Source organism: Actinomycetota bacterium (genome assembly GCA_019347675.1).
Classification (GTDB): Bacteria; Actinomycetota; Nitriliruptoria; order Nitriliruptorales; family JAHWKO01; genus JAHWKW01.
This window is the reverse complement of the sequence record JAHWKW010000016.1, coordinates 38,664-51,559: the sequence shown is the minus strand read 5'-3', so window position 1 is coordinate 51,559 and position 12,896 is coordinate 38,664. Positions and strand designations below refer to the sequence as shown.

Below are 12,896 nucleotides of genomic sequence, written 5' to 3'. Positions count from 1 at the left end.
GGGCCGAGTTGCGGAGCAGTCCACGCAGATGTGTGGCATAGCGGGTGTGCTCGACACGCGAGCCACCACCTCCGCCAGCGCTCTCATCGCCGAGGCCGAGGCGATGGCGGCCGCGCTCGGCCACCGAGGGCCGGACGGTGCCGGTAGCTGGGTGGACGCGTCGAGCGGTGTTGCCCTCGGTCACCGGCGCCTGGCGGTGCTTGACCGCACGTCCACCGGGGCGCAACCCATGTGCTCCACCTGCGGTCGGTACGTCGTCAGCTTCAACGGTGAGCTGTACAACTTCCGTGAGCTCCGCAGCGAGCTGCGGGCACTTGGCTGGTCGTTCCACGGCCACGGCGACACGGAGGTGTTGCTCACCTCCGTCTCGCAGTGGGGGTTCCCGGCCGTCCTCGAGCGGTTCAACGGGATGTTCGCCTTGGCGCTTTGGGATCGGCAGCACCGTCGCCTGCATCTGGCGCGCGACCGCTTCGGCGAGAAGCCCCTCTACTACGGCTGGTTCGGCGCCACCTTCTTGTTCGCGTCGCAGCCGACCGCGCTGCGGGCTCACCCCACCTTTGATGGGCGGCTCGATCTGGACGCGCTGGCAAGCTACCTGCGATTGTCCTACGTCCCGTCGCCGCTCAGCGTGTACCGCGACGTCGCGAAGCTACCGCCCGCCTGCCACCTGACTCTGGACTCAGGGGCGCTACGTCCCGATCCGGTTGCTTACTGGTCGCTCGAGGAGACCGTCGAACGGGCGGTGTCGGATCCCTTCACCGGCGACGCTCAGGCTGCGATCGAGCGGTTCGACGACCTGCTGCGCGATGCGGTCCGTCTGCGGTTGGCAGCGGACGTGCCGCTCGGTGCGTTCCTGTCCGGCGGACTGGACTCATCGGCGGTGGTAGCGGCCATGGCGGTCGAATCGCCCTCCCCGGTGCGGACGTTCACGATCTCCTTCCCGGAGGGTTCGCACGACGAGGCCACGCATGCAGCCCAGGTTGCGTCGCACTTGGCCACGGACCACACGGAGATCCCGCTTCCCCCGCGATCGGCGCTCGACGTCGTCCACCGCCTGCCCGACCTCTACGACGAGCCCTTCGCCGACCCGTCGGCGTTGCCAACGGCGGCCATGACCAGCCACGCCGGACGCCACGTGACCGTCTGTCTCTCCGGCGACGGCGGCGACGAGGTCCTCGGAGGCTATAACCGCTACACGTTGGGTCCGTCTCTGTGGGCACGTTCTCGGCGCCTACCCCGCCCTGTTCGGCAGGTGGCCGCCCATGCGCTGCTCTCCCCAGCCCACGCCACGGTGTCCAGGCTGCTGGACGGCCCGACCGGACACCGCGCCCGTGCGCCGCGCAACCTGGCCGACAAGATCCAGAAGTTCGCTCGCGTCCTGGACGCGGACGACGAACTCCAGCTGCGCCAGGCGCTGGTTTCACAGTGGGAGAATCCGACCGCGCTACTCCCACAGGCATGCGAGGTCACCACGGTCGTGACGCACGGCGACGGATGGGCCTACCTGCCGACCGTGGTCGAACGGATGATGCTTGCAGACTCGCTGGTGACCCTTCCCGACTGCATGCTCACCAAGGTGGACCGTGCGAGCATGGGGGTCGGTCTTGAGGTGCGCGTGCCGCTCCTGGATCCACGTCTGGTCGAGTTCGCCTGGCGGCTCCCGCTGGAGCACCGAATCCGTGGACGGCAGGGCAAGTGGATCTTGCGCCAGGTACTGGACCGCTACGTCCCACGGGAGATGGTCGACCGGCCCAAGGTCGGTTTCGACCCGCCCATCGCCGCGTGGCTGCGCGGACCGTTGCGGGCGTGGGGCGAGGAGCTGCTGAGCGGACGGCTGGTGGAGGACGGAATCATCGAGCCGGAGCCTGTCCGCGCGCGCTGGCGTGAGCACCTGAGCGGCGGCCGTAACTGGGATTACCCCCTGTGGACGGTGCTCGTTTTCCTAGCCTGGCAGGATCGCCATCGTGCCACGGTCTGACCCTCACCTGCGAGGTTCCGGATCTCTCCAGACCGGCCGGCCACCGCCATCGGTGCGCATCGCCGTCAGGCACTTGCGGAACCGCCGGTGATCCGTGAGCGTCGGTGAGAACCACTGGCGACCCGGATGAGGGGCGTCGGGCTTTGTGCGCAACCGTCCGGCCAGGGCGTCGGCGACGGCGACGGCCATCGGTTCGAGCCCAGCCAGGTACTGCTTGGTCGTCAACGTGCGCATCGTGTCACACCACGGGTCGACGTCCACGATTCGTTGCGCCACGATCGGACCGGTGTCGACCCCCGGGTCGATGACGTGAACCGTGGTCCCGACCAGATCGGGACGGCCTGCGGCGATCGCCCAGAAGCCCCCGTGGACCCCCCGGTAGTCCGGCGTGATGCCGCAGTGGATGTTCAGGAAGATGGGGCCCAGGCTCAGGACCCGCGGCGCGATGATCCCCGTGCCCGAGACCACGACCACCCATGGGCGAATCTCCTCGATCAGATCCGCGAACGCTGGCCCGTTGACGGATCGCACGTCAGTGGTCGGCAGGCGCCCGTCGGGTCGGCGGATGTCGTAGCCCCTCAACAAGTCACGGTTGTGCGCCTGCGAGCGCGTCCGGACGACCGCACGGTCCCAGACGTGCATGAGCAACTGGCCTGCGACGGTCGCGGGGCCCAACCTCTGCAGTCGGTAGCGCAGAAGCCGGGTCGGCCGGGAGGCCTCGAAGACGACGTGTTCGACGTCGTACCGCTCCGCGAGGTGGTTGATCAGGAGGTACGACAGCTCCCCCCGTCGAGCAGCGATGACGATCGGCCGACTCTGGCCGGGCTTGGCGTCATACACGGGCCTGACTATCCCTCCGTCCGGATCGGCCGTAGCACCGAGGCGCGAGGAGGGTACAGCCTTGCTCTGCGGAACCGCGCTCAGGCGCCGGTCGGCCCGAGGGTGTTACGTTCAAGTGGGGCATCGAGCACGTCGAACACGTCAGTGGCGCTGCATGCCACCGATGCGGGGGGCGACCATGTCCAGAATCGTCGTCGTCGGCGTGCTACTGGCGTCGCTCCTGTATCCCGGCTCAGCGCCCGAGCACGTCGGGGCGTGGGCGGCTGCCTCGACAGCGTCGCCGCAGGCAGGGTCCGATCCGGCAGGATGCGCCGCACGTCGCTTGAGCCGTGTCAGCGACGCCTCCCGGACCACCACGGCCACCACGGTCGCCAGGTACGCCTGGTCTTCCGCGGACGAGTTGGTCCTGGCATCAGCCGATGACTACCCCGATGCCCTGACCGCGACCGTGCTGGCCGCCGAGCGCGACGCCCCGATCCTGATCACCCCCAGGGACCGGCTGGTGCCTGAGGTCGCGCATGAAATCCAACGGCTGGACCCCTCTAAGGTGTGGATCGTCGGCGGCCACGCGGCGCTGTCCGAGGCGGTGCAACAGCAGGTCGAAGCGACGGCTGGCCGCCCCCGGACTGTCCGGATCGCCGGCTCCGATCGGTACGCCACAGCGGCAGCGACCGCCCGCGAGACGGGTACCCGCGGCGTCGTGGCGCTAGTCAGCGGTGAGCGGTTCCCCGATGCCGTAGCCGCCGGAGCTCTCGCTGCGGCGCCCTGGCGCGTGCCGACGTTGCTGACGCCGGCCGACCGGCTCCATGACGCGACCAGGGACGCCCTGCGCGACCTCGGAGCCAAGACGGTGTACGTGATCGGCGGTCACGCGACTGTCCGCAGCTCGGTGGATGACGAACTGCGCGATGCCGGCTACACGGTTGAGCGGCTGGCGGGCGCCGACCGGTACTCCACGTCGGCGTCCGTGGCCCACCGTGCTGTCGAGGCCTTCGAGGGGCGGCAGCGAGGCGTGGTGTTCGCGACCGGCTCGACCTTCCCCGATGCGCTCACCGCAGCCGGATTAGCTGCCCGCACCGACGCGGTACTGGCGCTCGTCCCGCCTGCCGATGCCCGATTGCCGCAGGAGATGGCCTCACTGGTCGATGGCAGCCGGGACCGACTGGACTGCAACGTCGTCGTCGGTGGAACCGCGGCGGTCTCCCCCTCGACCGCGGACCGGATCGCGTGGCACCTAGGCGTCCACCCGCCGGACACCCCCAACCTCGCCGACAGCCCGTGCGACACGGTCATCGAGGCCCGCACCGACGGCGTCGATCAGACGCCGACCATCCAGGCTCAGATCGACGCGGCACCGGACGGCACCGCGGAGGACCCGACCGTCGTATGCCTGCCCGTCGGACGGGCCGATGCGCGCTACCGGGTGGACGGCACCCTGGAGGTCACCGGACGTAGCTGGCTGGAGATCCGCGGACCGTCCCCTGAGGACCAAGCCACCATCTACTCCGACCTGGACGGCATCACCGCCGGGCACGTTGGGCACACTGGCCAGTCCGCACGGCGCCACTGGCGGCTCACCGACTCGTCGAACATCACGCTGCGCAATCTGCGTGTCGAAGGGCCCTTCCACCCCGGCAACCCCCACTACGACGGGATCACGCGCCGTCACAACAACTTCGGGGACCCGGGCTACGCCTACTTCGACCGGCGGTTCGAAGCCGAACACGCCTTCGATCTCCGCGGCTCGCACCACATCTCCATCTTCGACACGTCCTCCAAGGACGTGGGCGGCGACCACCTGCACGCCATGGGCGTCTACGGCAACAGTGACGACGGATCGACGGACATCCGCCTGGTCCGCGCGCACGCGGACCATCCGCACCGGCACGGCGCCGCCCCTATTCACGTGCGTGGCCTATTGATCGACGCTCTCACGGTTCTAAAGGGTGGTTACGACTACATCGACTTCGAGCCGGGTGGCGACGTGCAACAGGTCCACGGCGTCGAGATCCGCAACGGGGACGCCGACGTGCACCTGCTCGCCTTCGGGGCGGAAGGCGCCGGTCTGGTGAGCAACGTGTACATCCACCACAACCGCATCCGCTCGGCGACACCGAGTTGGGCCGTCGTTCACGTCGACGGGGGCGACCCGGCCAGGTACGGCCGGCGGAGCAGCTGGAGCGTGGTCGACAACCTCGCCGACGGTTTCCCGGTCGGCACGTGCTCGACACGTGGCACCTCGTCGGCGTTCACGTTCGTCGACGTTGACGACGTCGAGGTGCGTCGCAACCGGGTGCGCGTCAAGGCGCACTGGTCGTGCAACGCGCTCGCGCACTTCTTCGACGTCGGCGGGCATGCGTGGCTGACCGAGAACGTCGCCGTGGACGCCTGCACGGCCTACCGGTGGTTCGCGGACGGCGTCGACCGGACCGGGACATCGTCCGACTATTTCGCTGACAACCTGCACAGGCGCTCCGGCAACGAGACCACCGGGACGGGCTGCCGGGACTAGGAGCGGGTCGCGTCCTGGCGCTGGATCCCGGCGACCAACCAGCGCCGCAGACCGTAGACGTCGAGCGCCGCGATCAGCACCAGGTACAGCGCCGCGCCGATGACGACCCTGACCGCCAACCCGAGCGCACCTTCGACAGGCAGGATGACCACGGCCAGGGCCATCAGGCCCGACGCCGCCACGATCCGAGCGGCCGCGCCGACCGGGAAGGCCAGGGCGTACAGGCGACGGCCCACCAGCAGGCTGGTCACGAACGCCACCACGTAGCTCACGAAGGTCGCGTAGGCGGCGCCGAGCATTCCTAAGGTCGGGATCCACCACAGGTTGAGCGCCACGTTGGTTGTCGCGGCGACCAGAGAGACGCCTGCCTGCTGGACCGTGGCGCGTCGCAGGTGGAAGGGGAGGTCGGCGTAGAAGGCCTTCATCCACAGGAAGAACCCCCCGAAGGCCACCCAGGGTATGACCTGCGCCGCCGCGGCCTGGAACCGCTCACCTAGGAACACCGCCGCGATGTCCGGTGCCAGAACGGCGAGGCCGGTCGCGGCAGGCAGAGCCAGGGCCAGCAGCGACACGACGTTGCGCTCGATGACCGGCTCGGCCAGTTCGGATCCGCCGCGTTCGAACGCCCGGACGACCAGCGGGTAGCCGGCGAGGTTCACGACGCTCATCACCACCCCGAGCGCGTTGTTCGCGATGTCGTACCCGGCCGCGTAGAGGCCGACCTGACCGCTGTTGATCAGTGCGCCGATCAGCAGACGGTCCGAACCGTTCACGACGTAGTTGAGCGCGAAGGTCGCTACGAAGGGGAGGCCGTACGTCAGCAACTGCCGGAGCACGTTGCGCGGTGGCCGGACGAAGCCGGTCGCCCACCGGCTCCAGCCAGGTACTGAGCCGGCCGCGTAACCCAGGAGGTGCCCGAGGAGCACCCCAGTCGCTCCGTAGCCGGCTGCCGCGAGCGTGATGCCGACCGTGACCCCCGCGATCGACCGGACGACCGACCGCCACAGGTAGCGCCTGGGCTCCAACTCGCTCCGTGCGAACTCCAGGTTGAGTTCATACCAGCCTTGGGCCCACAGGATGCAGGCGCCGAGGATGACCAGGCCCCGCAGGTCGCCGGGCACGGTGCCACTCAGCAGCACGAAGATCAGGCCGACGGCCGAGCAGCCGAGCACGCCGGCGAACCCCGCCAGCACGGCACTGGTCAGCGATTCCGTGTCGTCGAGGAAGGCTTGTCGGAACCTCGCCACGCTCAACACCAGCCACTGGAAGAGCGTCACGTATCCGATCGCCGCGCCCGCCACCACCAGGGCGTACCGACCGAACGCCGAAGGATCGAGGAGACGGGTGTAGGCCGCCAGCGCGGCGAAGTTCAGCGCCCCGGACACCACTCGTGCCACCAGGTAGAGCGACGCGTGACGCGCCATCTGGGGCGAACGGTCGAGCAGACGCCGGATCGAGTTCACCGAGGGCGGGTTGCGCCGCGCGAGCGCGCGCCCGGCGCAGCCCGCGTCAATGATGGGACGGTGCGCCGCTCGTCCATACGCCGACCGGGGTGGCAGCGCATCTAGATGCTAGGGATGGTATGGACGTCGCTGCACGGGAAGAACTGGCCCGCCGACCGGCTCCCCGCATGCGTGCAGCGGCAGAGGGCCGAGAAGGTAGCCGACCCCTTCACTGTGCCATGGAAATGACACGTCGGTTCTATCCGCAAGTGCAATAATGGTTCCCTCGTCCGGGCTTCGACAAGCTGAGCAGGAACTGGTAGGGGAACACGCAACCCGTCGGCGTTCCGGGACCTCCAGCGGCCGCAGCCGAAGCCAAGTCCCGTCGCAACCGTCAGATGCGCCGATTGTAGCCCTGGACGCACCGTGGGTGGCTGCGACGGCCGATGGGCCCTTCGAGGACCGGATGCCATACCGACGGGGGGCCGTACCCACTGGGAGGGGAACCCGTGGGTAGGAAGGGCGGTCGCCGAATCCTGTGGTTGATAAAGGGTTTGGAGGTCGGTGGCGCGGAGACGCTGCTGGTGTCGATGGCCTCGCACGGGGATCTGGATGAGTCCTTCCGCTACGAGGCGGCCCACACGATGAGCCGGCTCCATACCCTGCGGTCTGATCTCGAGGAAGCCGGTGTCCCGGTCCACGATCTCGGCGCCCGGCACAGCCTCGACCTGCGGTGGATGCCCCGGCTGGTCGACCTCGTCCGTACCCGCGACTACGACGTCGTGCACGCGCACTCGCCGCTCGTCGCCGGAGGCGCCCGTCTGGCTCTCCGGACCGCCTTGCGAGGTGCACGACCCGCTCTGGTCACGACCGAGCACAGCGTCTGGGACAACTACCGGGCTGCGACCCGGTTCCTGAACGCTCTCACCTTCCGACTGGAGGACGCCCACGTGGCAGTGTCGGAAGGTGTGCGAGGCTCCTTCCCGGAACGGTTCGCCTCCCAGCTGGAGGTGGTCGTCCAGGGCATCCCCCTGTACGAGATGAAGCACCTGCGCGCTCAAAGGGATGCGCGGCGGGCGCAACTCGGTCTGTCCGACGAGGAGGTGGTGGTCGCGACGGTCGCGAACCTGAAGCCCGAGAAGGACTACCCGACTCTGCTGGAGGCAGCCGCACAGGTGCTCCAGCGCAACCCGCAGGTGCGGTTCCTGGCGATCGGTTATGGCCCCGAGGAGCAACGGCTGCGGGCGCGGCACGCGCGACTCGGTCTCGGCGACCGCTTCCGCTTCCTCGGCTACCGCGACGATGCGGTCTCGGTGACCGCCGCATGCGACGTCTTCGCACTGTCCTCGTACCAGGAGGGCTTCCCCCTGGCGGTGATGGAGGCGTTGGCCGTGGGAGTGCCCACGGTCGCGACGGACGTGGGCGGTATCCCTTCCGCCGTCACTGAGGGGGAGGTGGGGTTCGTCGTTCCTCCGCACCGGCCGGATCTCCTGGCCGATCGGATCGAGCGCCTGGTGCGCGATCCTGAACTCCGTGCGCGGATGTCGGGCACAGCGAGAGAGGCGGCCGGACGGTTCGACATCCGTCGGACCGTGGCGGAGACGGAGCGCATCTACGAGCGCGTTCTCGCCAGACGACGCGGACGGCGATCCTGCCGCACCTGACGGGTCCTAGGGCTGCGGGTTCAGCTCAGCACCGTGAAGCCATCGACCAGACGCGCCGTGGCGCCGTCGGGGGCGGTGACCACCACGTCCCAGAGCCGGTCGCGACGTGGTCCCCCGGATTTGATGACGACGGTGGCGGTGATCGTGCCGCCGTTGACGACCGCGACGTCGGTGGCCTGTGGTGTCGGTCCCGAGCCGTTCTCGAAGTGCACGGTCGCGCCCGGCTCGAAACCGGTCCCCGAGATCGTCACCTCACCCGTCCAGCCGGCCGGGACGGTGTCCGGCGAGATGGACGTGACGGTGAGGGTGGGGGGATCGGGGATGGCTTCGACCAGATCCCAGGTGGCCGCGAACTCGGGGCTCGGACCGGCGGAGGTCGAGATGATGCCGATGGCCAGGGCCGACGTCCCGTCGAACCATCCGGCGGGCACCGCTTCTGGTCCTCCGAGCTCCGTCCGGGGCCCGGTCGCACCGTCGATCGTGACGGCGTAGCTGGGCTGCACGGTTCCGGCGTCGGGATCGATCCGCAGGTACAGGTCCACGGCGTCGGGACCGGGCAAGGTCACCTCGGCCGCGGGCCGGGTCGTGACCGTGCCAGCGACCTCCTTGAGGAACTCCACACCACCCGAGCCGCCGTTGGCCGATGTCACGATCTTGACGTAGTCGTCCTGGCCCCCGCTCCCGGCGACCAGGCCCATCGACTGGAAGTCCTCGGGGACCATGCCCGCGAAGGGAGCGAGGATCCGCGTGCGCACCGTGAAGGGGCCCGATCCGAGGGGGTCGACCCCGAACTGGAAGGCGTAGTGCTGAGTGTTCGCACTTCCGAGCGCGTCGCCCTCGGAGACCTCATCGACGGTGAGTACCCCGGCGGCGCCTCCGGCCGTCATCTTCGTTTCGTCGTAGAGCGACGTGTAGTCGGAGGTGCCGTTGGTCATCAGCCCGGTGAACCCGAGGTTGAGGATCCCGCCCGGGTCGGGGGCGTCGTTCTCCCATGTGTAGCTGACCGGCAGGTTGGTTGTTATGCCGTTGTCCGGATCCAGGGCGAACGGGTCGCTCGTGTCGGGTTGGCCGTCGTCGTCGTCGTCCGGGTCGTTGAGGTCGGAGGTGAGGTCGCCGTCCCAGTCCGGGGGCACGTCCGCCGCGGAGCACGGATCGGTCCCGTTGTCGATCTCGTCGGCGTTGTCGTAGCCGTCGCCGTCCTCGTCGACCGTCGGGTCATCGGCCCCCGTGCAGGTCGACCCACCGCCGTCGAAGTCGTCGGGCTCGAACGCGACGATGGCATCGGCACCGAAGTCGGTGGCCCAGATCGTGCCCGGGAACGGTCCGCTGTCACCGAGCGCGATGACGTCGAGCGGTTTCGAGCCCACGCTGCTGAACAGGGTGTCGTTGGACTCGACCACCGTGCCGGTGTTGTCCAGGACGATCCGGTAGATGGCGTTGGCGTTCCATCCCGCTGCGAGCAGGTCGCCGGCCATCGCGCCGCCGAAGTTGCTCGCCGTGTACTCGCTGATCCCGTTCGTCGACGAGTCGAACGTCGTCAGGGCAGTGCTGTCCGTGCCGCCTGGTGCGCGGTAGTCGCATTCGATCGCGTTGTCGGCGGCGACGGGCGACTGTGGGTTGGAGGCGTTGAAGGTGTTGGCGGTGTTGCCACGCGTCGGGTTGGGGTGCCCGCCGTAGTAGCCCGAGCCGGTGATCAGGTGGAGGCTGTCCGGGTCGGTCGTGCCCGGCTCGTTCACGTCGTTGGTGCAGGTGCCCCCGGGGCCTTCGTTGACGGGGATATCGCCCCACCCCCCGTTGGCTCCGTTGTCGACCGTGTACATCAGACCTTGCGTGGTGATCACCAGGTCGTACGGGTTGCGGAAACCCGGGGCGAAGACCTGTACGGGGCCGGAGGCGACGAGCTTCGCTTGGTTCTTGCCGTCGTTGCCGCCGAAGGGATCGTTGATGTCGGGATCGCCGAGTCGGTCCTCGTCGTCCAGCGTGGGCAGGTCGTACGTGGTGTTCCCGACCGCGTCGAGGTCGACGGACAGGATGGCGGCCGACAGGGCGAACTCTGGGAGGTAGGCGAAGTTGTTGGACGGCGCGCCCTGGTTGGTGTTCCCGCCCTGCGCCACGAACAGGGTGTTGGTGGCCGGGTCGAGGACCATCCCGTTGGTGGCGTGGTTCTCTTCGGACCGGGGCAACCCGCGCACCAGGTCGAGCCGGTTCCAGGCCGTCCCGTCCCACGTCAGGCGGGAGATCATACTGGAGTTCGTGTCGAGGTTGAGGTCGTTGTCGGTGGACCCGCCACCGCCGATCCTCGGATCGCTGGAAGCCACGTGGATCACCGGGTTCGCGGCGCTCCCCGTGACGAGCATCCCGGTGATGAGCCGTTTGGTGATGCTGGTGTTGGGCGTGCCGTCGTCGTCGTGGTTGGGGATGTCGTTGACAAGCCCGATCGTCTCGGTGGCGGTCGCCGCGTAGTCGTTGGGGCCGTTGCGGACGACCGTGTGCGCCGCGATCGTGCCGTTGAAGTGCGCCACGTACAGCCGCCCGTCCGGTCCGAACTGCAGCGACGTGGGTCTGGGGGAGGTCGCGCCCGCGAGGAGGCTCTTGCCGAAGCCGACGGTCGCGGTGGCGCACGGGGTGGCGCCGGATGGGAGGAACATCTCGTGGACGTCGCTCGGGCCGCTGCCGCCCTGGACGGTCCCGCCTGCGGCGACGTAGATCGCGCCGTTGCACTCCGCGGCCTGGATCCCGTGGCGGGGGGTGGGCATCGGAGGCAGCGTCCGCCACGAGTCCGTGCCGGTGTCGTAGGCCTCCACCGTGTCGTGGGTCCGGCCTCCGCCCTCCCCGCCGATGACGAGGATCTCGGTGCCGAGGACGGCGGCGCCGAACCCGCCACGGGCGGTGGGCAGAGGCGCGAGGTCGGTCGACCAGTTTCTGGTAGCGATCGCGTACGCGTCGTTGGCGGCCGTGGTGGCGTCGATGGCGGTGTCGCGACCACCGATCGCGTAGAAAGTCCCGTTCATCACCGCGGCGTGGAAGTGGTCGCGCGCCCGGGGCATGTCGGGCAGGGCCGTCCAGGTGCCGGCGGCCGGGTCGTAGACGTCGAACCACGGGACGGCGACGCCGTCGTGCAGACCGCCCGCGTAGTAGATCTTCCCGTCGTGGACGGCGACGCCGCCGGCGCCACGTCCGCGTCCCTCGGGCATCGGAGTGGCCTGGCTGAACGAGTCGGTCGCCGGGTCGTAGACGTGGACGGTGTTCACGTGGGGTCCGGGCCAGCCGGCGAGACCGCCCACGTAGTAGACGAGACCTGCGACCGTGACGCCTTGGATGTGGTCGATGTCGGCGGGGAGCGGCGCGAGGTCCGACCACGAATCGGTGGCGGGGTCGTAGGCCTGGTGGGCGGTGCCACCCCCGGCCAGGTAGAACCGGCCGCCCACCTGCACGTAGGAGACCTCCTGGCGCGCCAGCCCGCTGGGGGCGCGCGCCTCCCACGTCCCGGCACCGGTGCCCTCACCCGTCAAGGGCACGGCGAGCGGCGTGTTCAGGCCCGAGTGGTGCACCTCCAGGGTGGCCGAGCGGTCGCCCACGTCGGTGGGCGTGAAGGTCACGGTCAGGGTGGTGGAGGCCCCGGGGGCGAGCGTGACCTGGCCGCTGTCGTCGAAGTCGTCGACGAAGTCCGCGGCGTGGGTGCCGGTGATGTCCGTGGCGTCCACGACGATCTCGGGGTCGCCGGACGTCCCGAGGTTGGTCAGCGTCACGTCCGCGGATGCCGACGCACCGACCGGGACCTGTCCGACCTCCACGCTGGCCGGGGACGCCCCCAGCTCGTTCGGGCGCTCGGCCGGCAGGATCTCGATGCCCTTGATGGCGGGGTTCTCGACCACGTGGCCCAGATCGACGTCCAGGTTGCTGTCCGCCGACACGACGAACGACTTCACCACCGCGGCGTAGCCGCCTACATCGGCGAACACGTCGTAGTCGTCCAGCACCACGGTGCCCTCGACGGTCACGTCGAACACCCGCGCGCCCACGGCCTGCGCGCCCGAGTAGATCTCGGCGAAGTACAGGCGGACCTCGTAGCTGCCGGCCACCACCGGGAAGTCCCACTGCATCTCGGGAGCCTCGACCGGATCCCACCGTTCGGCCTGGAACAGCGCCTGCGGCGTTCCCGGCGGCACCGACGGGTGCGACAGGTCGATCGCCGTCGTCGTCGAGAAGGTCCGGTTGCCCGTCTCCGCGGCGTTCACGTACGGGGAGGGGGAGGCGGCCGTGTCGGCCTCCCACGCCGGCTCGGTCGACAGCACGGGACCACCCGCGTTCACCCGGTAGCTGACCGTATCCGCCCTCGCGGAGCCCGACCCGGTGGCGGTCGCCAGCGACGCGACGACCGCGAGCGTCAGCGCATGGGCCCCTAACCGGTCCGCTCGCCGACCCATCCCCGGCCCATCCGCTCACGGCGGTCTCCATGG

6 protein-coding genes are annotated in these 12,896 nt (G+C 69.4%); 3 read left to right on the top strand and 3 right to left on the bottom strand.

The window, feature by feature from the left end:
* Positions 1 to 28 precede the first annotated feature (28 nt).
* Complete coding sequence (asnB, locus tag KY462_11995) at positions 29 to 1,978, top strand: asparagine synthase (glutamine-hydrolyzing) (protein ID MBW3578438.1); 1,950 nt, start codon at positions 29 to 31, stop codon at positions 1,976 to 1,978.
* A 3-nt stretch (positions 1,979 to 1,981) separates the two neighbouring features.
* On the opposite strand, the gene KY462_11990 is transcribed toward asnB, so the two are convergent.
* Complete coding sequence (locus KY462_11990; GenBank protein ID MBW3578437.1) at positions 1,982 to 2,818, bottom strand: formyl transferase; 837 nt, start codon at positions 2,816 to 2,818, stop codon at positions 1,982 to 1,984.
* Between the two features lie 322 nt (positions 2,819 to 3,140).
* On the opposite strand from KY462_11990, the gene KY462_11985 reads away from it, so the two are divergent.
* Entirely contained in the window at positions 3,141 to 5,330 is a 2,190-nt protein-coding gene (locus KY462_11985; GenBank protein ID MBW3578436.1) for a cell wall-binding repeat-containing protein, read from the top strand.
* Here the strand turns inward: KY462_11985 and KY462_11980 are convergent.
* On the bottom strand, positions 5,327 to 6,754 hold the full coding sequence (locus tag KY462_11980) for an oligosaccharide flippase family protein (GenBank protein MBW3578435.1): 1,428 nt from the start codon (positions 6,752 to 6,754) through the stop codon (positions 5,327 to 5,329). The genes KY462_11985 and KY462_11980 overlap by 4 nt on opposite strands.
* Before the next feature lie 527 nt (positions 6,755 to 7,281).
* On the opposite strand from KY462_11980, the gene KY462_11975 reads away from it, so the two are divergent.
* Positions 7,282 to 8,436 (top strand): glycosyltransferase, encoded by a 1,155-nt coding sequence (locus tag KY462_11975; protein ID MBW3578434.1) that lies wholly within the window; start codon positions 7,282 to 7,284, stop codon positions 8,434 to 8,436.
* A gap of 20 nt (positions 8,437 to 8,456) precedes the next feature.
* On the opposite strand, the gene KY462_11970 is transcribed toward KY462_11975, so the two are convergent.
* Positions 8,457 to 12,863, bottom strand: a complete 4,407-nt coding sequence (locus tag KY462_11970; GenBank protein ID MBW3578433.1) for a choice-of-anchor D domain-containing protein — start codon at positions 12,861 to 12,863, stop codon at positions 8,457 to 8,459.
* Positions 12,864 to 12,896: the final 33 nt, after the last annotated feature.

Coding starts and splice junctions, on each gene's coding strand:
- asnB (MBW3578438.1), top strand. CDS start 29: ATGTGTGGCATAGCGGGTGTGCTCGACACGCGAGCCACCACCTCCGCC.
- KY462_11970 (MBW3578433.1), bottom strand. CDS start 12,863: ATGGGTCGGCGAGCGGACCGGTTAGGGGCCCATGCGCTGACGCTCGCG.
- KY462_11980 (MBW3578435.1), bottom strand. CDS start 6,754: ATGGCGCGTCACGCGTCGCTCTACCTGGTGGCACGAGTGGTGTCCGGG.